Source organism: Enterobacter cloacae complex sp.6700776 (genome assembly GCF_048284255.1).
Lineage (GTDB): Bacteria > Pseudomonadota > Gammaproteobacteria > Enterobacterales > Enterobacteriaceae > Enterobacter > Enterobacter intestinihominis.
The window spans coordinates 290,891-312,853 of the sequence record NZ_JBLVYK010000002.1; the positions used below are offsets into that span (position 1 = coordinate 290,891).

Below are 21,963 nucleotides of genomic sequence, written 5' to 3' on the forward strand. Positions count from 1 at the left end.
TGACGGGTTATTTCAGGCTCTCTTTATCGATTCCCAGACGCTTCATACGCGAGAGCAGAGTGGTACGCTTCAGCCCCAGCCGTTGCGCCGCACCTTTCGGTCCGGCTACCACGCCGTTGGTCTCCTTCAGCACTCGCATAATGAGCTGATATTCATCTTCTCCCTCTTTCGCAAGCTCGCTTGCGGCCACGGTCGTTTCAGAGAGAGTAACCTCTGGCAGGGAGAGCTGGAGCACGTTCCCGCGCGTCAGCAGGACCGCGCGCTCAATGACGTTTTCCAGCTCGCGCACGTTCCCCGGCCACTCCATCGCCGAAAGGGTGCGTAGCGTTTCGGCAGGAATACTGTCGATATTTCGCCCCATCCGGCGGGCAATCTTCGCGGTAAAGGCTTTCACCAGCAGCGGAATATCTTCCGGGCGTTCGCGCAGCGGCGGCAGGCAGATCGGGAAGACGTTCAGACGATAGTAAAGATCGCTGCGAAACTCGCGGTCGGCGACCATTTTTTTCAGATCGCGGTTGGTGGCGGCAATCAGACGCACGTCGGTCTGGATTAGCTTGTTGCTACCGAGGCGCTCGAACTCCTGCTCCTGCAAAACGCGCAGCAGCTTAGGCTGAAGCTCCAGCGGCATATCGCCCACTTCGTCGAGGAACAATGAGCTTTTATCCGCCAGTTCAAAACGGCCCAGCCGCTGGCTGCTGGCGCCGGTAAACGCGCCGCGCTCGTGGCCGAACAGGTCGCTTTCCAGTAAGCCCGCAGGCATCGCCGCGCAGTTCATCTTCACCATCCGGCGGCTGTTGCGGTTGCTCAGGTTGTGGATCGCCCGGGCAATCAGCTCTTTTCCTGTGCCGGTTTCACCGAGGATCAGCACCGTGCTGTCGCTCTGCGCCACCATCTCCACCTGCTTGAGGATGTTGTACATGGCATCGCTGCGTCCGATGATTTCGCCAAACTCGCTGTCCACATTGTTGAGCTGCTCGGTCAGCGCCAGGTTTTCGTCCACCAGCCGTTCTTTCAGACGGTGGATCTCCTGATAGGCGAGGGCGTTATCCAGCGCAATGGAGATACGTTCGGCGATCTGGCGCAGCAGCTTCAGGTTGGCGGTGGTAAATACGGCTTCATCGCACTGCGCCAGTTTAAGCACGCCGAGCATGGTGTTGCCGGACATCAGCGGCAGCAGGCACAGGGTCTGGATCTTGTTGCCCCAGGTGTTAAACAGCATCCGCTCGTAGGGCGCTACCGGATCCTGCTCGCTGAGGTTTAACAGCAGGATCTCTTTGCTTTTAAATACCCGTTCAGACAGGGTTCCCGCTTCGTCCACTTCGCTTTGCTCGTGCGCCGGGTTAGCTTCGTCGAGGTAGTGGGTGGAGTAGATGTTCAGCTTGCCCTTACGGTTGCCGCGCAGCGCAATGCTGATAGCATCGATCCTGAAATAGTGATGGATCTCTTTGGCGACTTCGCTCACCAGTTCGTCCATATCGAGACGCGACAGCACGGCATTGGTGATGGCGACCAGAATGCGGAAATTATCGCGCTCGCGGCTCAACAGGTCGTAATCCACGTTATTGGTGACGCGGCTTTGGATCTGCTCTGCCACGACGGCCACAATTTGCGTGAAGGTATGCAACCGCTCGTACTCCGCCTCGGTCCAGGGCTGGTCGTTATTACGGATAAACTCGCAGCCGCCAAAAATTTGCCCTTCCACCGCCAGCGGCAGCATGCTGTAGTGGCCGAACGGGTGGTAAAGGTTGCTCTCTGCCAGCTTCGGCCAGGCCTGGCGAAACTGGTCAAAATTGCAGTGCAGCGCTTCCGGGCGGGAGAGAATACGTCGCACCGGACCGTGGGCCAGAAACGTTTCATCTTCATATTCGAAGATTTTGCCGTTATCACGCGTTGAGAAATAGCTCGCGCGGTGGGTTGCGCTATGCCAGAGCACAATGGCGGCGCTGTCCGCCAGCGCTGATTGCCTGACCAGCCGCGTCAGGGCATCGCTCAGCGCGCCGAGGTCGGGCTGTTGTAAAAGTGTGCGCGTGATGTCAAACAGGCCCTGCTGTCCAAGATCGCTCATCGGTGTATACGGCATTATTGCTTTCCAATAGAAACTGGCAAAAAAGAGACATTCAGCGCTGACCGCTTTTGGCGCGGTCTAGCAAATTCGGGGTAACGGTTCAGCGTGCGGCAGATCCAGCGTGCGCTTCACGCCGTAAAGCCCGGTCAGGCGCACCCCTTTGCGCTCAACCACGTCGCCGATGATGGCCGCGTCTTTCCCTAAGGGATGTGCGCGCAGTTGTTCAAGTACGGCTTCCGCCGCCGTGCGTTCCACGCCGATCACCAGCTTACCTTCGTTGGCAAAGTTAAGCGGGTCTAGCCCTAATAGCTCGCACAGCCCGCGTACAGCAGGCTTAACGGGCAGGCCGCGCTCGGTCAGTTCAATTCCACAGCCGCTGCTTGCGGCAAATTCGTGTACGACGGCATTCACGCCGCCTCGCGTGGCGTCGCGCAGGGCTTTTACGCCCGGCATGTCGCGCAGCGTCTGGATCAGCGGCGTGAGTACCGCGCAGTCACTGCGCAGTTCCCCGTCCAGCCCCAGGCCTTCGCGCAGGTTCAGGATGGTTGCCCCGTGGCAGCCCAGCGTGCCGCTGACAATCAGCACGTCGCCTGCACAAAGCTGCTGCGCGCCCCAGTGAATGTCGGCGGGGATCGCCCCCATTCCGGCGGTGTTAATGAAGAGCTTATCCGCCGCGCCGCGCTGCACCACCTTGGTATCCCCGGTCACGATGGCGATCCCCGCCTCGCGGGCGGTGTGCGCCATGCTGTTGACCACCGCCGTGAGCGTCTCCATAGGTAACCCTTCTTCGAGGATAAACCCGCAGGAGAGGTAGCGGGGGATCGCGCCGCTGACGGCCACGTCGTTTGCCGTGCCGCAGACGGCGAGCTTGCCGATATCGCCGCCCGGGAAGAACAGCGGGTCAATCACGTAGCTGTCGGTAGAGAACGCCAGCCTGTCGCCGTGGGCGGTCAGGGCCGCGAGGTCAATACGCGCCTGATCTTCCTGCTCGGCGAGCCAGGGGTTGTTAAAGGCTTCCATGAACAGCCTGTTAATCAACTGCTGCATCGCCTGTCCACCGCTTCCGTGCGCCATTTCCACCGTGTTCATGCTTCACACTCCTGGTTGCGATAGTGATACCACGCGGCGCATGCCCCTTCGGAAGAGACCATCAGCGCGCCAAACGCGGTTTGCGGGTTACAGGCGTTGCCAAATAACGGGCAGTGATGAGGTTTGCATTTGCCGGTGAGTACGTCGCCACAGCGGGCGCGGGGATCGTCGCACACCTTCTGCGGCTGCGGGCGGAAATGCGCTTCGGCGTCGAAGGTGCGATACGCGGGCGTCAGGTGTACGCCGGATTCGGCAATCAGCCCCAGTCCGCGCCACTCGCTGTCGCCTTCGACGCTAAACACGTCGGCTATCGCCTGCTGTGCCCGTCTGTTACCTGCATCGGGCACCACGCGGCGATACTGATTTTCCACCGCACTCAGGGCCGCTATTTTCTGCTCAACCAGCATGGTCACGCCTTGCAGTAGATCAAGTGGCTCGAAACCAGCCACCACTAACGGACGATTGTACTGTTCAGCGATAAAACCGTAGGCTTCTGTGCCGATCACCATGCTGACGTGTCCTGGTGCCAGGAAGGCGTCGATGCCGTTGTCCGGCGCTTCAAGCAGGCTACGCAGCGTGGGAATAAGCGTGATGTGCTGGCAGAAAAAGTAAAAGTTAGTGACGTTGCGGGCTTTCGCCTGCTGGAGAGTGATAGCGGTGGCGGGCATGGTGGTTTCAAAACCCAGCCCGAAAAAGACCACCTTACGCTCAGGATTAGCCATCGCCAGCGTCAGGGCATCCATCGGTGAGTAGACGATCCGCACGTCCGCGCCGCGCGCCTTCGCCTGGAGCAGCGAGCCATTTTTTCCCGGTACGCGCATGGCGTCGCCAAAGGTGCAAAAAATCACACCGGGGCGGCTGGCGATGTCGAGACAGCTGTCGATGCGCCCCATGGGCAGCACGCACACCGGGCAGCCGGGGCCGTGGATAAATTCGATGTTCTCCGGCAGCAGCTGGTCGAGGCCAAATTTGAAGATGGCGTGGGTGTGTCCGCCGCACACCTCCATGATCCGCAGCGGTTTTTCTTTCGTGTAGTCCAGCAGGGACGCGCGGGTTTTCAGGCGATCGATAAGCTGCAACACCTGCTCAGGCGCGCGATATTCATCAACGTAACGCATGTGTTATCGTTCCTCACCATACAGCAGGGCACCCACGTCCGGCTCAACGTCGAACATATTCTGTAGCGCGTCCAGCGTGTCGCGTGCTTCTTCCTCATTAATCACGCTCATGGCAAACCCCACGTGGACCAGCACCCACTGGCCGAGACGCGATGCGCCGGTCTCATCGTGGCTGCCCACCAGCGTCAGATCGACATCGCGCAGGATGCCGCAGACCTCCACTTTGGCCTGACTGCCGACGATGGAATGAATTTGTCCGGGGACGCCTATGCACATCGTTCGCTCTCCAGCCAGTTCAGCCAGGCGTCCATCCCGTCGCCGCGCGTGGCGGAAACCAGCAGGATCTCAATGTCCGGGTTCACTTCCCGGGCGTAAGCCAGGCACTTATCCACGTCGAAATTCAGGTACGGCAGCAGGTCGACTTTGTTCAGCAGCATGAGGGAGGCGGCGGCAAACATATGTGGATACTTCAGCGGCTTGTCTTCCCCTTCGGTCACGGAGAGCACCGCCACTTTATGCCGCTCGCCGAGGTCGAAGCTTGCCGGGCAGACCAGGTTGCCGACGTTTTCAATAAACAGGATGCCGTTATCCGCCAGCGGCAGGCGCGGGGCGGCGTCGGCAATCATCTGCGCATCCAGGTGGCAGCCCTTGCCGGTGTTGACCTGAATCGCGGGCGTACCGGTTTCGCGGATGCGCGCCGCGTCGTTTACCGTTTGCTGATCGCCTTCGATAACGGCGCAGGAGACACGTTTATTCAGTCGTTTGAGGGTTTCGGTCAGCAGGGTGGTTTTACCGGAGCCGGGGCTGGAGACCAGGTTCAGTACCAGCTGTTGACGGGCGGCAAAGCGGGCGCGATTGCGAGCGGCGAGCTGGTTATTTTTGTCCAGCACATTGATCTCCACCTCCAGCATCTCGCGCTGGCTGATGCCCGGCGCGTGGGTGCCTGCTTCGCCGTGGCCGTAATGCAGGTCGCCCGCGTCTGAACGCTGCGGCGCAAAGGTGATGCCGGTCAGTGCCGCCGCGGGACGCGGGGCAGGAGAAAAGGGTGCGGAGCGAAACGCGGAGTGGGGACGGTGTTCATCCCCTTCTATATACAGGTTGCCTTCAGCGCAACCGCAGGTACTACACATACATTACTCCTTCTCGATTTCGAGGCGTTGGATCTGCATACCGTCATCCGCCACGATGCGCAGCCCGCTGCTCTGGCACTGCGGACAGCGCTGTACCTTCGATGACAGCAGCGTGACGTACTGCTGACACTGCTCGCACCAGCACTCCGCCTGCTGCTCCTCGATATGCAGTGCGCAACCCTCCGCCAGCGTGCCGCGGCACACCAGCTCAAAACAGAAGATGAGGGCGCTGGTCTCGACGCAGGAAAACGCCCCGACCTTCAGCCAGACGCCGGTCACGCGCTTCGCATGGTTCTGCACAGCCTGCTGTTCGATAAGTTCCAGTGCCCGCTGGCAGAGGGTGATTTCGTGCATGACGCCTCCTTAATGAATTGCCCCTTCAATGCAATAACAGTGCCAGCTTGATTTGCGTTACGGCGTGACGATGTCAACGCTGTCGAAATGACACGTCGACACCGCAGCGGTGACAGTGCGCATCTCTTTAAAATCCATTTAAATCAATAAATTAAAAACTGGCACGAAATCTGCTTAACAGCCGCTAACTCCATTAACCGGATACCTTTTATGACTATTTGGGAAATTAGCGAAAAAGCGGATTACATCGCGCAACGTCATCAGCAGCTTCAGGATCAGTGGCACCTCTACTGCAACTCTCTGATTCAGGGGATCACCCTGTCAAAAGCCCGTCTGCACCATGCCATGAGCTGCGCGGCGCAGGGGGATATGCGCTTTGTGTTGTTTGGTCACTTCACGATTTTTGTCACCCTGGCGGAGAGCTTCAACAGCCACACCATTGAGTATTACGTTGAGACAAAAGAGGGTGAAAAACAGTGTATTGCGAAAGCCCAACTGATGGCCGACGGCATGGTGGACGGTCACGTCAGCACCCGCGATCGCCAGCAGGTGCTGGAGCACTATCTGGAGAAAATCGCGCCGGTTTATAACGGCCTCTACGCTGCCGTTGAGCACGATCAGCCGATCAACCTGAAACAGCTGATCGACGGAAAATCCTCCGCGAACGTGGCCTGAAGAGCGAGTGTCGAGAAGTGTCGATAAGACAGTTTTTTTTCGTCAAAAATGACCATCACCAGAGGATGACCCGGTGAACCGTTTTGTAATTGCTGACTCGACGGTCTGTATTGGCTGTCGAACCTGTGAGGCGGCGTGCTCGGAAACGCACCGCCTGCACGGGCTACAGTCCATGCCGCGCCTGCGCGTCATGCGTAATGAGAAAGAGTCTGCCCCGCAGCTCTGTCACCACTGTGAAGACGCGCCATGCGCAGGCGTCTGTCCCGTCAATGCCATCACCCGCGTTGACGGCGCGGTACAGCTGAACGAAAGCCTGTGCGTGAGCTGCAAGCTGTGCGGCATCGCCTGTCCGTTCGGTGCCATTGAGTTTTCCGGCAGCCGTCCGCTGCATATTCCGGCGAATGCCAACACCCCGAAAGCGCCGCCTGCGCCACCGGCACCGGCACGCGTGAGCACGCTGCTGGACTGGGTGCCGGGCATTCGCGCCGTCGCGGTGAAGTGCGACCTGTGCAGCTTCGATGAACAAGGTCCGGCCTGCGTGCGCACCTGTCCGACCAAAGCGTTAATTCTGGTTAATATTCGCGACATCGCCCGCACCAGCAAACGCAAGCGCGAGCTGACCATCAATACTGACGTCGGCGATCTTTCGCTGCTGCGGGCGCTTAACGAGGGGGCGAAATGAACGCGATAGTTATGATGACCAGCGGCGTGGCCTGGTTTGCCGTCGCCGCTGTCCTGGCACTGCTCCTCTCCTTCCATAAAACGCTGAGCGGCTGGATCGCCGGTATCGGCGGAGCGGTCGGCAGCCTGATGACGCTGGCGGCGGGCGGCGCTGTCCTGATCGACGGCCAATCCGTCGACACCCTCATCCCGCTGATTCACCACGCCGTTGAGCTTACGCCGCTAAATGCCATCTGGCTGGTCACCTTTGGTCTGTGTGGGCTGTTTATCAGCCTGTTTAATATCGACTGGCACCGCCATCAGCACACCAACGCCAACGGCCTGCTGGTCAACCTGTTGATGGCCGCCGCGGTCTGCACCGTTGTCGCCAGCAACCTCGGCGCGCTGGTGGTGATGGCTGAAATCATGGCCCTGTGCGGCGTGTTCCTGACCGGATGCAGCGCCTCCGGCAAGCTGTGGTTTGCGCTCGGACGACTCGGCACGCTGCTGCTGGCGCTGGCCTGCTGGCTGGTGTGGCAGCGTTTCGGCACGCTGGACTTTGCCGTGCTTAACGGCCAGCCGCTGGGGAATGACGTCTGGCTGTTGGGCGTAATCGGTTTTGGCCTGCTGGCCGGGATTATCCCGCTGCACGGCTGGGTGCCGCAGGCGCATGCCAATGCCTCGGCCCCGGCTGCCGCGCTGTTCTCCACCGTGGTAATGAAGGTCGGTCTGTTCGGCATCCTGACGATAACCCTGACGGGCGGCCAGCCGCCGCTGTGGTGGGGCGTGGCGCTGCTGATTGCGGGGATGATCACCGCATTTGTCGGCGGGCTGTACGCCCTGATGGAGCATAACATCCAGCGCCTGCTGGCGTACCACACCCTGGAGAATATCGGCATCATCCTGCTCGGCATGGGCGCGGGCGTCAGCGGGCTGGCGCTCAACCAGCCGGCGCTGATTGCCGCCGGGTTTATTGGCGGTCTGTATCACCTTATCAACCACAGCCTGTTTAAAAGCACCCTGTTCCTCGGCGCGGGCAGCGTCTGGTTTCGCACCGGGCACCGCGATATTGAAAAGCTCGGCGGGATTGGCAAAAAAATGCCCGTCATTTCGCTGGCGATGCTGGTCGGGCTGATGGCGATGGCCGCGCTGCCGCCGCTGAACGGCTTTGCCGGGGAGTGGGTGATCTATCAATCCTTCTTCGCGCTCGGCCAGAGCGACGCGTTTATCGCGCGGCTGCTCGGCCCGCTGCTGGCGGTTGGGCTGGCGATTACCGGGGCACTGGCGGTGATGTGTATGGCGAAGGTTTACGGCGTCACCTTCCTGGGCGCGCCGCGCACCCGCGAAGCGGAAAACGCCTGTTGCGCCCCGGTGCTGATGGCCACCAGCGTGGTCGCGCTGGCGCTGTGCTGTATCGCAGGTGGGGTTGCCGCGCCGTGGCTGCTGCCGCTTCTGGGCCACGCCATTCCGCTGCCGCTGGCTACGGCGCATACCGTCGTGTCCCAGCCGATGATGGCGCTGCTGCTGATTGCCGCGCCGCTCCTGCCGTTCGTGCTGATGCTGTTCTTCAGACGCGACCGTCTCGCCTCCCGCTCGCGCGGCGCGGCGTGGGCCTGCGGCTACGAACACGAGCAGTCGATGGTCATCACCGCCCACGGTTTCGCCATGCCGGTGAAGGAGAACTTCGCCGCCGTGCTGAAGCTGCGCCACTGGCTGAACCCGGTGCGCTGGGTGCCGGGCTGGCAGAGTGCCGCCGTGCCCGTGCTGTTCCGCCGCCTGGCGCTGATCGAGCTGGCGGTGCTGGTGGTGATTGTCATTTCACGAGGAGCCTGACATGAGTTTGTTACTGGCAATACTTCAGGCGCTGGTGCTGTTCGCCGCCGCGCCGCTGCTGTCGGGCATCACGCGCGTGGCGCGCGCCCGGCTGCACAACCGTCGCGGGCCTGGCGTGCTCCAGGAGTACCGCGATCTCTTCAAGCTGCTCTCCCGTCAGAGCGTCGCGCCGGATGCCTCAGGTTGGGTGTTCCGCCTGACACCGTTCGTGATGGTCGGCGTGATGCTGACCATCGCCACCGCGCTGCCGGTAGTGACGGTGGGCTCGCCGCTGCCCGTGCTTGGCGATCTGATTACGCTGATCTACCTCTTCGCCATCGCGCGTTTCTTCTTTGCGATTGCGGGCCTGGACACCGGCAGCCCGTTTACGGGTATCGGCGCCAGTCGCGAGGCGATGCTCGGCGTGCTGGTTGAGCCAATTCTGCTGCTGGGGCTGTGGGTCGCCGCGCAGGTTGCTGGCTCGACCCACATCAGTTTCATCACCGACACCGTTTACCACTGGCCGGTTTCACGTTCGCTCCCGCTGGTGCTGGCGCTCTGCGCCTGCGCGTTCGCCACCTTTATCGAGATGGGCAAGCTGCCGTTCGATCTCGCGGAAGCGGAGCAGGAATTGCAGGAGGGGCCACTCACCGAGTACAGCGGCTACGGCTTTGCGGTGCTGAAGTGGGGCATCAGCCTCAAGCAGCTGGTGGTGTTGCAGATGTTCGTCGGCGTTTTCTTCCCGTGGGGGCAGATGACGCACTTCTCTGCGGGCGGCCTGCTGCTGGCCGTTGTGGTGGCTGCGCTCAAGCTGCTTATCGGCGTGCTGGTGATTGCCCTGTTTGAAAACAGCATGGCGCGCCTGCGTTTTGTCGAAACGTCACGCATTACCTGGGCTGGTTTTGGTTTTGCATTTTTAGCGTTCGTCTCCTTGCTGGTGGCGTGATTAAAGAGAGTGTTTATGTCTGAAGAAAAGAAAGGTCAGCAGTATCTCGCCGCGTTGCATCAGGCTTTCCCGGGCGTGGTGCTGGAGGAGTCCTGGCAAACCAAAGACCAGGTAACCGTCACCATTAAGGTGAACTACCTCCCGGAAGTGGTGGAGTTTCTCTACTACCAGCAGGGCGGCTGGCTGTCGGTGCTGTTCGGCAACGACGAGCGTCAGCTGTGCGGCAACTATGCGGTGTACTACGTGATGTCGATGGAGCAGGGCGAGAAGTGCTGGCTCACCGTGCGCGTCGAAGTTGACCCGAACAAGCCGGAGTACCCGTCCGTCACGCCGCGCGTACCCGCCGCCGTCTGGGGCGAGCGCGAAGTGCGCGACATGTACGGCCTGGTGCCGGTTGGTCTGCCTGACGAGCGTCGCCTGGTGCTGCCGGACGACTGGCCGGATGAACTCTATCCACTGCGCAAGGACAGCATGGATTACCGCCAGCGTCCGGCCCCGACAACCGACAGCGAAACCTACGAGTTCATCAACGAGCTGGGCAGCAAGAAGAATAATGTGGTGCCGATCGGCCCGCTGCACGTCACCTCTGACGAACCGGGCCACTTCCGCCTGTTCGTCGACGGCGAAAACATTATCGACGCCGACTACCGCCTGTTCTACGTCCACCGCGGCATGGAGAAGCTGGCGGAGACCCGCATGGGCTACAACGAAGTCACGTTTCTTTCTGACCGCGTGTGCGGCATCTGCGGCTTTGCCCACAGCACCGCCTACACCACCTCGGTGGAGAACGGCATGGGGATCGTGGTGCCGGAACGCGCGCAGATGATCCGCGCCATTCTGCTGGAGGTGGAACGCCTGCACTCACACCTGCTGAACCTCGGCCTGGCCTGCCACTTCGTCGGCTTTGACTCCGGGTTTATGCAGTTCTTCCGCGTGCGTGAGGCATCAATGAAGATGGCGGAGATCCTCACCGGGGCGCGTAAAACCTACGGCCTGAACCTGATCGGCGGGATCCGCCGCGACCTGCTGAAAGACGACATGATCCAGACCCGCCAGCTGGCGCAGCAGATGCGCCGCGACGTGCAGGAACTGGTGGACATGCTGCTCAGCACGCCAAACATTGAGCAGCGCACCGTCGGGATTGGTCGTCTTGACCCGGAAATCGCCCGCGACTTCAGCAACGTCGGCCCGATGGTGCGCGCCAGCGGCCACGCCCGCGACACCCGCGCCGATCACCCGTTCGTCGGCTACGGCCTGCTGCCGATGACCGTGCACAGCGAGCAGGGCTGCGACGTCATCTCCCGCCTGAAGGTGCGCATCAACGAGGTGTTTACCGCGCTGAACATGATCGACTACGGCCTTGATAACCTGCCGGGCGGCCCGCTGATGGTGGAAGGCTTCACCTACATTCCAAACCGCTTTGCCCTCGGATTCGCCGAAGCGCCGCGCGGGGATGACATTCACTGGAGCATGACCGGCGACAACCAGAAGCTCTACCGCTGGCGCTGCCGTGCGGCGACTTACGCCAACTGGCCAACCCTGCGCTACATGCTGCGCGGTAACACCGTCTCTGACGCGCCGCTGATCATCGGCAGCCTCGACCCGTGCTACTCCTGCACCGACCGCATGACCGTCGTGGACGTACGCAAGAAGAAAAGCCAGGTGGTGCCGTACAAAGAGCTTGAGCGCTACAGCATCGAGCGTAAGAACTCGCCGCTGAAATAAGGACTCGTCATGTTTACCTTTATCAAAAAAGTGATCAAAACCGGCGCGCAGACCAGCAGTTATCCGCTGGAGCCGATCCCGGTGGATAAAAACTTTCGCGGCAAGCCGGAGCACAACCCGCAGCAGTGCATCGGCTGCGCGGCCTGCGTCAACGCCTGCCCGTCGAATGCCTTAACGGTGGAAACGGACCTGAAAACCGGCGAGCTGGCCTGGCAATTTAACCTCGGGCGCTGCATCTTCTGCGGCCGCTGCGAGGAGGTCTGCCCGACGGTAGCCATTCGCCTGTCTCAGGAGTACGAGCTGGCGGTGTGGAAAAAAGAGGATTTCCTCCAGCAGTCGCGCTTTGCGCTGTGCAACTGCCGCGTCTGCAAGCGTCCGTTCGCCGTGCAAAAAGAGATCGACTACGCCATCGCGCTGCTGAAGCACAACGGCGACGTGCGTGCGGAGCATCACCGTGAAAGCTTCGAAACCTGCCCGGAGTGCAAACGTCAGAAATGCCTGCTGCCGTCTGACCGCATCGATTTAACCCGTCATATGAGAGAGGCCAGCTGATGGAAAACTTACTCGGCCCGCGCGACGCTAACGGCATTCCGGTACCGCTGACGGTGGAGGAGTCCATCGCCAGCATGAAGGCGTCGCTGCTGAAAAAAATCAAACGCTCGGCCTACGTCTATCGCGTGGACTGCGGCGGCTGCAACGGCTGTGAGATCGAAATCTTCGCCACCCTGTCACCGCTGTTTGACGCCGAACGCTTCGGCATCAAAGTGGTGCCGTCCCCGCGCCACGCGGATATCCTGCTGTTCACCGGCGCGGTCACCCGCGCGATGCGCTCGCCTGCGCTGCGCGCCTGGCAGTCTGCGCCGGATCCGAAAATCTGCATCTCCTACGGCGCCTGCGGCAACAGCGGCGGCATCTTCCACGATCTTTACTGCGTCTGGGGCGGCACCGACAAAATCGTGCCGGTGGACGTTTACATTCCGGGCTGCCCGCCGACGCCCGCCGCCACGCTATACGGTTTTGCCATGGCGCTCGGCCTGCTGGAGCAGAAGATCCACGCCCGCGAGCCGGGCGAGCTGGACAACCAGCCAGCCACTCTCCTGCACCCGGATATGGTGCAGCCGCTGCGGGTGAAGATCGATCGCACGGCGCGCAGGCTGGCGGGTTACCGCTATGGCCGTCAGATTGCAGACGATTATCTGCGTCTGCTGAGCCAGGGCGACCATCAGGTGGCGCGCTGGCTGGAGGCCGAGAACGATCCGCGTCTCAATGAGATCGTGGCAAACCTGAACAGTATTGTGGATGAGGCGCGTATCCGATGAGTGAAACGGTGGTGTTCAGCCAGCTGAGTCGTAAGTTTATTGATGAGAACGATGCCACGCCGGATGCGGCGCAGCAGGTGGTCTATTACAGCCTGGCGATTGGGCACCACCTCGGGGTGATCGACTGCCTGGAGGCGGCGTTAAGCTGCCCGTGGCCCGAGTACCTGGCGTGGATCGCCACGCTGGAGGAGGGCAGCACGGCGCGGCGCAAAATGGAGGGCGTGCCGAAGTACGGTGAGATCGTCATCGACGCCAACCATATCACGATGCTCGCCAACGCCTTTGACGCGGCGCTGAGCAGGCAAAACCCGGCGCAGCAGGCGTGGAGCAAAACGCTGCTCGGCATGCTGCACGATATTCATCAGGAGAGCGCCATCTACCTGATGGTGAGGAGATTACGTGACTGACGTTTTACTGTGTGTCGGCAACAGCATGATGGGCGACGACGGCGCGGGCCCGCTGCTGGCGGAGATGTGCGCCGCGAACCCGCCGGGCAACTGGGTGGTGATTGACGGCGGCAGCGCGCCGGAAAACGACGTGGTGGCCATTCGCGAGCTGCGCCCGGACAGGTTGTTAATCGTCGATGCCACCGATATGGGGCTCAACCCCGGCGAGATCCGCCTGATTGACCCGGACGACATCGCGGAGATGTTTATGATGACCACCCACAACATGCCGCTGAACTACCTGGTGGATCAGATTAAAGACGACGTGGGTGAGGTGCTGTTTCTGGGCATTCAGCCGGACATCGTCGGGTTTTATTATCCGATGACGCCGCCAGTGAAAGAGGCGGTGGACGTGGTGTATTCACGGCTTGCAGGGTGGGTTGGGGACGGGGGTTTTCAGCCCCTCACCCCGGCCCTCTCCCCAGAGGGGAGAGGGTGAAAACCGCATCGAGCAGTTTGTAGGCCGGGTAAGGCAACGCCGCCACCCGGCAAAACAGGCTACGCCAGATCCGCCCCGTTACTCGCAATCACCTTCTTATACCACCAGAACGATTTCTTGCGCTTTCGATCCAGCGTGCCGTTCCCGGCGTCGTCGCGGTCGACGTAGACAAATCCATAGCGCTTGCTCATCTCCCCGGTTGAGGCCGAGACCAGGTCAATGCAGCCCCAGGTGGTGTAGCCCATCAGCGGGACGCCGTCCTCAATCGCGTCACCCATCGCACGGATATGCTCGCGCAGGTAGCTGATGCGGTAGTCGTCGTTGATCTCGCCGTTTTCATCAATGACGTCCTTCGCCCCGAGGCCGTTTTCCACCAGGAACAGCGGCTTCTGGTAGCGGTCATACATCATGTTCATGGTGATGCGCAGCCCGAGCGGGTCGATGCCCCAGCCCCACTCGCTCACCTGAATATGCGGGTTGCGCAGGGACTTCACGATGTTCGCCGCGCTGGTGTTGCCCGCGTTCATATCCGCCGACGCGCAGCGCGAGGCGTAATAACTGAACGAGACAAAGTCGACGGTGTTTTTCAGCAGGTCGTCGTCGCCGGGGTCTTTCACAATCACCACCCCTTTCTCGCGGAACACGCGGGCGGAGTAGGCCGGATAGCTGCCGCGCGCCTGCACGTCGATAAAGAACAGGTTCTCGCGGTCTTTCTCCAGTGCCATCCACACGTCTTCCGGCTTGCAGGAGTAGGGGTAAAAATTGCCGCCCGCCAGCATGCAGCCGACCTGGTTTTCCGGGTTCACCTCGTGGGCGATTTTGGTCGCCAGCGCGCTCGCCACCAGCTCGTGGTGCGCGGCCTGGTATTTCACCTGGTCTTCGTTTTCCCCTTCCTCAAACACCAGCCCCGCGCCGGAGAACGGGCTGTGCAGCATAATGTTGATTTCGTTGAAGGTCAGCCAATATTTCACCAGCCCGTTAAACGCCTCGAAGCAGGTGCGGGCGTAGCGGGCGAAGAAATCCACCATCTTACGGTTGCGCCAGGAGCCGTACTCCGTCACCAGGTGCATCGGCACGTCGAAATGGCAGAGCGTCACCAGCGGCTCGATGTTGTACTTTTTGCACTCCTCGAACACCGCGCGGTAGAAGGCAATGCCCTCCTGATTTGGCAACGGTTCGTCGCCGTTCGGGTAGAGGCGGCTCCAGGCAATCGAGGTGCGGAACACCGTAAAGCCCATCTCCGCCATCAGGGCAATGTCTTCTTTGTAACGATGGTAAAAATCAATCGCCTCGTGGCTCGGGTAAAATTCGTCGTCACGCAACGAAAACCGTTTTTCCTTGCCGACTTTTACCGCCAGACGGTTTGCGCCGTGGGGGATCATATCGACCGTTGTCAGTCCTTTGCCGCCTTCACGGTAAGCCCCTTCACTCTGGTTGGCGGCAAGCGCGCCGCCCCATAAAAATCCTTGTGGAAAAACAGACATTCTTACCTCGCTTTCAGTTTATGCTTCTGCTGCTTTGTTCTGTACCGGTGCGGTTTGCAGGGCGCGTGCTTTTTCGGCTTCGTCTTCTACCGGGATATCTTCAAACCCTAACAGCAGGGTCAGCACGAACGACAGCACCACAGCCAGACCCATCACGCCAAACACCCAGACGATGGTCATCGGGTTGGCCGGGTCGAAGAACTGCACGCTGGTGAACAGCCCCGGCGCTGCCATGGAGTGGCTGGCAAGACCGGCCATGCCGGCCACCGCGCCGCAGATAAAGCCGCTGATCAGGCTCGCAATCAGCGGACGTTTCAGACGTACCGCCACGCCGTACAGGGCCGGTTCAGAGATCCCCGCCATGATGGCGGAGGCCGCAGCCGCCAGCGCCGTCTGGCGCAGCTCCGGGTTTTTGGTTTTCCACGCCACCGCCAGCGATGAACCGCCGAGCGACAGGTTGGCGCCGATTTCCGACGGCATCACCATCCCTTCTTTGCCCGTTTCGGCAATGGTCTGGATGATGGTCGGCGTAAACACGCGGTGCATCCCGGTCATCACCAGTAGCGGCCACAGCGCGCCCATAATGGCAACGGAGAGCCAGCCCAGATAACCGTGAATGGTGTAGACCAGCGCGGAGATGGCGCTGCCGATCCAGATCCCGAGCGGGCCAATCAGTACGATGGCGAGCGGGGCGGCAATCAGCACGATCAGCATCGGCTTGAGGAAGTTTTTCGTCACTGCCGGGGTGATGCGATCCACCCAGCGTTCGATATACGACAGGCACCAGGTCATCACCAGGGCCGGGATAACGGTATAGGTGTATTTCACCGCCGTCACCGGAATTAAGGCAAATTCTACATGCTCGCCCTGCGCCGCTTTCGCCATCAGCTCGATAAAGCTCGGGTGAACCAGTACGCCCGCAATGGCTATCGCCAGGGACATGTTGGTTTTGAACTTCACCGCTGCGGAAGCCGCCACCATCAGCGGCAGGAAGAAGAACGCGCCGTCGCCAATAACGGTCAGGATCGTCAGCGTCGGGTCACCTTTGCCCAGCACGCCGGTCATCTCAAGGATCATCGCCAGCAGCTTGACCATCGACCCGCCGATGATCGCCGGGATCAGCGGAGACATGGTGCCGATCAGCGCGTCGAGGATCCCGGCGCCAATCCGGCGCAGCGTAAGCTTCTGTGGACCTTCCGCTACGGCAGGTTGCAGGTTGGCGGGCAGCAGGCTCACCACTTCACGGTATGCCTGGGACACGGTGTTGCCGATGATCACCTGGCACTGGTTGTCGTTGCGCACCACGCCGAGCACGCCGCTGATGCTTTTCAGACGCGCGGCGTCGGTAAGGCTTTCGTCTTTCAGAACGAAGCGCAGGCGCGTCATGCAGTGGGTGACGGCGATGATGTTCTCTTTACCGCCCAGCGCGCTAACCACGTCATTTGCCAGCGCAGCGTAATTTTTTGCCATCGGATGTGATCCTGTTATCGTTGTGAGAAGTGTAGGAAACCGGTTTCACATAATCATCATGAGTTTCTTTTAATGAAACAAGACCACTTTTTATACATTTTTTCGTTTCGTGATGACGATCACTCGTGGCCGAAAAAAGCGTGATAACGCCGCTGCGACAATTTTTCTGCGGTGAAGTACACTGCGGCTCATCAGATTTGAATGGAATAACACTATGACCACGATGCTGGAAGTGGCGAAGCGGGCAGGCGTGTCGAAAGCGACGGTCTCCCGGGTGCTGTCGGGGAACGGTTACGTCAGCCAGGAGACGAAAGACCGCGTGTTTCAGGCCATCGAAGAGAGCGGGTATCGCCCCAATCTGCTGGCGCGAAACCTGGCGACCAAACGCACCCAGACCCTGGGGCTGGTGGTGACAAACACCCTGTACCATGGGGTCTACTTTAGCGAGCTGCTGTTTAACGCCGCGCGGATGACGGAAGAGAAGGGGCGTCAGCTGATCCTGGCGGACGGCAAGCACAGCGCCGAAGAGGAGCGCGAGGCGATCCAGTACCTGCTCGACATGCGCTGCGACGCGGTGATCATCTACCCGCGTTTTCTGAGCGTGGAAGCGCTGGACGAAATTATTGAGAAATGCGAGCAGCCGATTATGGTGCTCAACCGCCGTTTGCGGAAAAACAGCAGCCACAGCGTCTGGTCCGATCATAAAGCGTCGTGTCAGGACGCAGTATCGCAGTTGATCGCGAAAGGCCACCGGGAGATTGCGTTTATCACCGGTTCGCTGGATTCCCCCACCGGCGTGGAGCGTCTTTCCGGCTACAAGGACGCGCTGGCGCAGCACGGCATTGCCCTGCGTGACGCGCTGATCGCCGAAGGGAAGTGGAGCCCGGCCAGCGGCGCGGCGGCGGTCTCTCAGCTGCTCACCCGCGGCGAAACGTTTACCGCGCTGGTGGCGAGTAACGACGATATGGCGATTGGCGCCATCAGGCAGTTGCACGAGAGCGGCGTCGCCACGCCGGGCGCGGTGTCCGTCATCGGCTTTGACGACGTGGCAATCGCGCCCTATATCGTGCCGTCCCTCTCCAGCGTGCGTATTCCGGTAACGGAGATGATCCAGGAGACCATCAGCCGCCTGATCTTCATGCTCGACGGCGGTGAGTTTAAGCCTCAGCAAACTTTTTCCGGCGAGCTTATCCTGCGCGGCTCCGTCATTGACGGCCCGCATCGCTGACGTCGACATCTGTCATCGTCACAAATGACGATGACAGATCCTCTTCTTTTTTATTTCGCTTTAAAATCAATGTATTAAATATTGGCACGGTTTATGAATAGCTTCGCGCATAACAGTTATGCCGGAGAAGCAGATGAACCGTTTTATTATGGCCGATGCCAGCAAATGCATTGGTTGCCGTACCTGTGAAGTGGCGTGCGTGGTGTCCCATCAGGCGGAGCAGGATTGCGCCTCCCTGACCCCCGACACCTTCCTGCCGCGCATCCACGTCATTAAAGGCGTGAATATTTCCACCGCCGCTATCTGTCGCCAGTGCGAAGACGCGCCGTGCGCCAACGTCTGTCCGAACGGGGCGATTAAGCGCGAGAAAGGCTTCGTGCATGTGATGCAGGAGCGCTGCATCGGGTGCAAAACCTGTGTGGTGGCGTGTCCGTATGGCGCGATGGAGGTGGTCGTTCGCCCGGTGGTGCGCAACAGCGGTATCGGGCTGAGCGTGCGCGCGGAGAAAGCCGAAGCCAATAAATGTGACCTCTGCTACCACCGCGACGCCGGTCCGGCGTGTATGGAAGCCTGTCCGACGCATGCGCTGGTCTGCGTCGATCGCGACAAGCTCGAACAGATGAGTGCCGAAAAACGCCGCCGTGCGGCGTTCGACACCTCGTCATCGCTGCTGTTTTAAGCTGCAATGCGCGTTAACGGCGTACAGCTTCGGGTGCGCGGCAAGGTGCAGGGGGTAGGATTTCGTCCCTTCGTCTGGCAGCTTGCACACCAGCTGGGGCTGGCGGGCGACGTGTGCAACGACGGAGAGGGTGTCCTGGTGCGTCTCGCGGGTAGTGGGGGTGACTTTACCGCGAGACTGCGCCAGGACTGCCCACCGCTGGCGCGCATCGACCGCGTTGAAACGCAGCCGTACAGATGGAATACGCTGCCGGACGAGTTTGTCATCCGCCACAGCGAGAGCGGGGCGATGGATACGCAAATCGTCCCGGATGCCGCCACCTGTCCCGCGTGCCTGGCGGAGATGCGCGATCCGCGCGAGCGCCGTTATCGCTACCCGTTTATCAACTGCACCCACTGCGGGCCGCGGTTTACCATTATCCGCGCCATGCCCTATGACCGCCCGGCCACGTCAATGGCGCCATTCCCGCTCTGTGTGCCCTGTGAAACGGAGTACCGCAACCCGGCTGACCGGCGTTTTCACGCCCAGCCGGTGGCCTGCCCGGACTGCGGGCCGCAGCTGGAGTGGCAAGCCGGGGATGCTGCCACCACCCGCGAATCGGCGTTAAGCGCGGCGGTGGAGAGATTGAAAAACGGCGGGATTGTGGCGGTCAAAGGGCTGGGCGGATTTCACCTGGTCTGCGACGCGCTTAACCCACAGGCGATTCGGAAATTGCGGGCACGCAAGCAGCGCCCGACCAAGCCGCTGGCGGTAATGATCCCGCATGCGAACGATCTGCCGGAGGCCATCCAGACGCTGTTAGGTTCACCCGCTGCGCCGATTGTGCTGACGCCAAAAGCCTGCCTTCCTGCGTTTCCTGAGGAGATTGCGCCGGGGCTGAATACAATTGGCGTGATGCTACCTGCGAACCCGCTCCAGCATTTGCTGATGTTGGACTGCCAGCGCCCGCTGGTGATGACCTCCGGCAACCTCAGCGGCCATCCACCCGCCATAAGCAACCAGCAGGCGCTGGAAGAACTCAGTGACATCGCTGACGGCTTCCTGCTGCACAACCGCGACATCCTGCAACGGATGGATGATTCAGTAATGGATCGGGACGGTGCGATGCTGCGTCGCGCACGCGGTTTTGTGCCGGATGCCATCACATTGCCCGCCGGATTCCGCGACATCTCGCCCATGTTATGCACCGGCGCGGAGATGAAAAATACCTTCTGCCTGGTACGTGGCAACCAGGCGGTGCCGAGCCAGCATTTTGGCGATCTGAGCGACGAGGGCGTAGAGGCGCAGTGGCGCAGTGCGCTCTCGACGATGCAGGACATCTACGCCTTCCAGCCAGAGCGTGTGGTGTGCGATGCCCATCCGGGATATCACGCCCGACAGTGGGCCCGGGCGCAGGCGCTGCCCGTTGAGACCGTGCTGCATCATCATGCGCATGCAGCAGCGTGTCTGGCGGAGAACGGCTGGCCGCTCGACGGCGGGGATGTTATTGCCCTGACGCTGGATGGGATCGGCATGGGTGAGAACGGCGCGCTGTGGGGCGGCGAGTGCCTGCGGGTGAACTATCGCGACTGCGAACCGCTGGGCGGTCTGCCAGCCGTTGCGCTGCCGGGGGGCGATCTGGCGGCAAAACAGCCGTGGCGCAATTTGCTCGCCCACTGTCTGGCGTTCGTACCTGACTGGCAGCAGTACCCGGAAACAGAGGCGGTACAGTGTCAAAACTGGCCGCTGCTGGCAACGGCAGTGTCGCGCGGTATCAATGCGCCGCGGGCCTCCTCCTGTGGTCGTCTGTTCGACGCCGTGGCCTGTGCGCTGGGCATTGAAACGCAACGCTATGAGGGCGAAGCCGCGTGCCGGCTGGAGGCGCTGGCCGAACGCTGTGCAGGGGTTGATCATCCGGTGACGCTCAAGACGGATAACCTTGCGCTGTTCTGGCAGCAGTGGCTGGCCTGGCGGGCGGAACCCGGCGAGCGCGCCTGGGCCTTTCACGATGCGCTGGCAAAAGGGCTGAGCGAACTGGCGGCAACGCATGCGCGCCGACGGTCGCTCTCTACGGTGTGCTTCAGCGGAGGTGTCCTTCACAACCGCCTGCTACGCGCGCGCTTTCGTCATTACCTTTCTGATTTCACGCTTCTTTTTCCTTCGCGCCTGCCCGCAGGCGACGGAGCGATCTCCTTCGGGCAGGCGGTGGTTGCTGCCGCCCGATCATGTTCACAAAGGATTTAAAATGTTACGACTTTTACGCAATGAACCTCGTGCAGCGTGCCTGCTGCTGGCTCTGGTGATGGCTAACCTGCTGGCCTGGGGGCTGGCGTGGCACACCTTTAGCGGCAGTACGGCGCTGATGGCGGCCAGCCTGCTGGCCTGGTGTTACGGACTGCGTCATGCGGTGGATGCCGACCATATCGCCGCGATTGATACCGTGACGCGTAAGATGATGCAGCAGGGCAAGCGCCCGTCCGGCGTGGGCGCATGGTTTTCCCTCGGACACTCCACCATCGTGGTGCTGGCCTCCATTGCCATCGCCGCCACCGCCACGGCGTTTCAGAAAAATATGGAATGGTTCCACGAAACCGGCAGCCTGATTGGCACCGCCGTCTCCGCCACCTTCCTGCTGGCGATGGCGCTGGTGAATATGGTGATCCTGCGCGGCGTCTGGCGCAGTTTTCAGGCACTGAAACACGGCAGGCCCGTGCAGGGCGACATCACGCTGCCTGCCCAGGGTGGCGTCATGAACTGGCTGTTCGGCAAAACCTTCCGCCTCGTCAATAAAAGCTGGCAGATGTATCTGGTGGGCTTCCTGTTTGGCCTCGGCTTTGACACGGCCACCGAAATCGGCGTACTGGGGATCTCCGCCGCCAGCGCCTCCAGCGGGATGTCGGTGTGGTCGATCATGATCTTCCCGGCGCTCTTCGCCAGCGGCATGGCGCTGGTGGATACGCTCGATAACCTGCTGATGGTGGGTGCCTACGGCTGGGCGTTTAACAAGCCGCAGCGCAAGCTGTACTACAACATGACCATCACCGGCACTTCGGTGGTGGTGGCGCTGTTTATCGGCGGGCTGGAAGCGCTGGGTCTGCTGATGGACAAGTTCGCCCTCAGCGGCGGCGTGTGGGATCTGATTGGCGCGGTGAACGATAACCTGGGCGACGCCGGGTTTGTGGTGGTCGGGCTGTTTGTCGCCTGCTGGCTGATCTCAATGGCGAACTACCGCTGGCGCGGTTATGACGCGCTGGTGGTGCGGTCCTGAACCACGCAGCCCTGTTTTTGCCCGGCGGCGCTACGCTTGCGCGGGCCTACAAGGTTTGCCGTTATGGTGTTGAGTAG

General features: G+C 60.9%; 21 protein-coding genes. 13 read left to right on the forward strand and 8 right to left on the reverse strand.

Annotation, left to right across the window (positions count from 1 at the left end; genetic code table 11):
• Positions 1 to 7: 7 nt before the first annotated feature.
• The 6 genes from flhA to hypA all read right to left on the reverse strand — a co-directional run bounded on the left by flhA (position 8) and on the right by hypA (position 5,756).
• Positions 8 to 2,080 carry a formate hydrogenlyase transcriptional activator FlhA gene (flhA, locus tag ACNQ0T_RS05405; RefSeq protein ID WP_023330179.1) on the reverse strand — a complete coding sequence of 691 codons (2,073 nt, stop codon included), beginning with the start codon at positions 2,078 to 2,080 and terminating at the stop codon, positions 8 to 10.
• A 63-nt stretch (positions 2,081 to 2,143) separates the two neighbouring features.
• Positions 2,144 to 3,154, reverse strand: coding sequence for a hydrogenase expression/formation protein HypE (gene hypE, locus ACNQ0T_RS05410; protein WP_022649172.1), 1,011 nt, complete (start codon positions 3,152 to 3,154; stop codon positions 2,144 to 2,146).
• Complete coding sequence (gene hypD, locus ACNQ0T_RS05415) at positions 3,151 to 4,272, reverse strand: hydrogenase formation protein HypD (RefSeq protein WP_417929724.1); 1,122 nt, start codon at positions 4,270 to 4,272, stop codon at positions 3,151 to 3,153. Before hypD ends, hypE begins: the two co-directional genes overlap by 4 nt.
• A gap of 3 nt (positions 4,273 to 4,275) precedes the next feature.
• Positions 4,276 to 4,548, reverse strand: a complete 273-nt coding sequence (locus ACNQ0T_RS05420) for a HypC/HybG/HupF family hydrogenase formation chaperone (protein WP_417929726.1) — start codon at positions 4,546 to 4,548, stop codon at positions 4,276 to 4,278.
• Positions 4,539 to 5,402: a hydrogenase nickel incorporation protein HypB gene (gene hypB / locus ACNQ0T_RS05425; protein ID WP_032625971.1), complete on the reverse strand. Its 864-nt coding sequence runs from the start codon at positions 5,400 to 5,402 to the stop codon at positions 4,539 to 4,541. Before hypB ends, ACNQ0T_RS05420 begins: the two co-directional genes overlap by 10 nt.
• Positions 5,403 to 5,405: 3 nt before the next feature.
• Complete coding sequence (gene hypA / locus ACNQ0T_RS05430; protein WP_171932417.1) at positions 5,406 to 5,756, reverse strand: hydrogenase maturation nickel metallochaperone HypA; 351 nt, start codon at positions 5,754 to 5,756, stop codon at positions 5,406 to 5,408.
• A gap of 210 nt (positions 5,757 to 5,966) precedes the next feature.
• Here hypA and hycA point away from each other — a divergent pair, with 210 nt between their 5' ends.
• The 9 genes from hycA to hycI all read left to right on the forward strand — a co-directional run bounded on the left by hycA (position 5,967) and on the right by hycI (position 13,778).
• On the forward strand, positions 5,967 to 6,431 hold the full coding sequence (hycA, locus tag ACNQ0T_RS05435) for a formate hydrogenlyase regulator HycA (RefSeq protein WP_022649167.1): 465 nt from the start codon (positions 5,967 to 5,969) through the stop codon (positions 6,429 to 6,431).
• Positions 6,432 to 6,504: 73 nt separating this feature from the next.
• A complete protein-coding gene (locus tag ACNQ0T_RS05440) occupies positions 6,505 to 7,113 on the forward strand; it encodes a 4Fe-4S dicluster domain-containing protein (protein ID WP_022649166.1) in 609 nt (202 codons plus the stop codon).
• Positions 7,110 to 8,924 carry a formate hydrogenlyase subunit 3 gene (hycC, locus tag ACNQ0T_RS05445; RefSeq protein WP_417929729.1) on the forward strand — a complete coding sequence of 605 codons (1,815 nt, stop codon included), beginning with the start codon at positions 7,110 to 7,112 and terminating at the stop codon, positions 8,922 to 8,924. Before ACNQ0T_RS05440 ends, hycC begins: the two co-directional genes overlap by 4 nt.
• 1 nt (position 8,925) lies before the next feature.
• Positions 8,926 to 9,849: a respiratory chain complex I subunit 1 family protein gene (locus tag ACNQ0T_RS05450; protein WP_022649164.1), complete on the forward strand. Its 924-nt coding sequence runs from the start codon at positions 8,926 to 8,928 to the stop codon at positions 9,847 to 9,849.
• 15 nt (positions 9,850 to 9,864) lie between these two features.
• Positions 9,865 to 11,574 carry a formate hydrogenlyase subunit HycE gene (hycE, locus tag ACNQ0T_RS05455; protein WP_022649163.1) on the forward strand — a complete coding sequence of 570 codons (1,710 nt, stop codon included), beginning with the start codon at positions 9,865 to 9,867 and terminating at the stop codon, positions 11,572 to 11,574.
• 9 nt (positions 11,575 to 11,583) lie between these two features.
• The gene (locus tag ACNQ0T_RS05460; protein ID WP_003862138.1) at positions 11,584 to 12,126 is read left to right on the forward strand and encodes a formate hydrogenlyase complex iron-sulfur subunit; all 543 of its coding nucleotides are present in this window, start codon (positions 11,584 to 11,586) and stop codon (positions 12,124 to 12,126) included.
• Complete coding sequence (locus ACNQ0T_RS05465) at positions 12,126 to 12,893, forward strand: NADH-quinone oxidoreductase subunit B family protein (protein ID WP_022649161.1); 768 nt, start codon at positions 12,126 to 12,128, stop codon at positions 12,891 to 12,893. Before ACNQ0T_RS05460 ends, ACNQ0T_RS05465 begins: the two co-directional genes overlap by 1 nt.
• A complete protein-coding gene (locus ACNQ0T_RS05470; protein ID WP_023306820.1) occupies positions 12,890 to 13,300 on the forward strand; it encodes a formate hydrogenlyase maturation HycH family protein in 411 nt (136 codons plus the stop codon). The genes ACNQ0T_RS05465 and ACNQ0T_RS05470 overlap by 4 nt, the downstream gene beginning before the upstream one ends.
• Positions 13,293 to 13,778 carry a hydrogenase maturation peptidase HycI gene (gene hycI, locus ACNQ0T_RS05475; protein WP_022649159.1) on the forward strand — a complete coding sequence of 162 codons (486 nt, stop codon included), beginning with the start codon at positions 13,293 to 13,295 and terminating at the stop codon, positions 13,776 to 13,778. The genes ACNQ0T_RS05470 and hycI overlap by 8 nt, the downstream gene beginning before the upstream one ends.
• A gap of 59 nt (positions 13,779 to 13,837) precedes the next feature.
• Here the strand turns inward: hycI and ACNQ0T_RS05480 are convergent, their stop codons facing one another.
• Together ACNQ0T_RS05480 and ascF are read right to left on the reverse strand one after the other, a co-directional pair.
• A complete protein-coding gene (locus ACNQ0T_RS05480) occupies positions 13,838 to 15,262 on the reverse strand; it encodes a 6-phospho-beta-glucosidase (protein ID WP_023298466.1) in 1,425 nt (474 codons plus the stop codon).
• A gap of 18 nt (positions 15,263 to 15,280) precedes the next feature.
• Positions 15,281 to 16,732 carry a PTS cellobiose/arbutin/salicin transporter subunit IIBC gene (gene ascF / locus ACNQ0T_RS05485; RefSeq protein ID WP_069596900.1) on the reverse strand — a complete coding sequence of 484 codons (1,452 nt, stop codon included), beginning with the start codon at positions 16,730 to 16,732 and terminating at the stop codon, positions 15,281 to 15,283.
• 214 nt (positions 16,733 to 16,946) lie between these two features.
• Between ascF and ACNQ0T_RS05490 the strand changes: the two genes are divergently transcribed.
• From ACNQ0T_RS05490 to ACNQ0T_RS05505, 4 genes are all read left to right on the forward strand, one after another.
• Positions 16,947 to 17,960: a LacI family DNA-binding transcriptional regulator gene (locus ACNQ0T_RS05490; protein WP_038416589.1), complete on the forward strand. Its 1,014-nt coding sequence runs from the start codon at positions 16,947 to 16,949 to the stop codon at positions 17,958 to 17,960.
• A gap of 133 nt (positions 17,961 to 18,093) precedes the next feature.
• On the forward strand, positions 18,094 to 18,639 hold the full coding sequence (hydN, locus tag ACNQ0T_RS05495; protein ID WP_017382793.1) for an electron transport protein HydN: 546 nt from the start codon (positions 18,094 to 18,096) through the stop codon (positions 18,637 to 18,639).
• A gap of 6 nt (positions 18,640 to 18,645) precedes the next feature.
• The gene (gene hypF / locus ACNQ0T_RS05500) at positions 18,646 to 20,862 is read left to right on the forward strand and encodes a carbamoyltransferase HypF (protein WP_417929731.1); all 2,217 of its coding nucleotides are present in this window, start codon (positions 18,646 to 18,648) and stop codon (positions 20,860 to 20,862) included.
• 1 nt (position 20,863) lies between these two features.
• On the forward strand, positions 20,864 to 21,886 hold the full coding sequence (locus ACNQ0T_RS05505; protein WP_045308758.1) for a HoxN/HupN/NixA family nickel/cobalt transporter: 1,023 nt from the start codon (positions 20,864 to 20,866) through the stop codon (positions 21,884 to 21,886).
• The last annotated feature ends 77 nt before the right edge of the window (positions 21,887 to 21,963 follow it).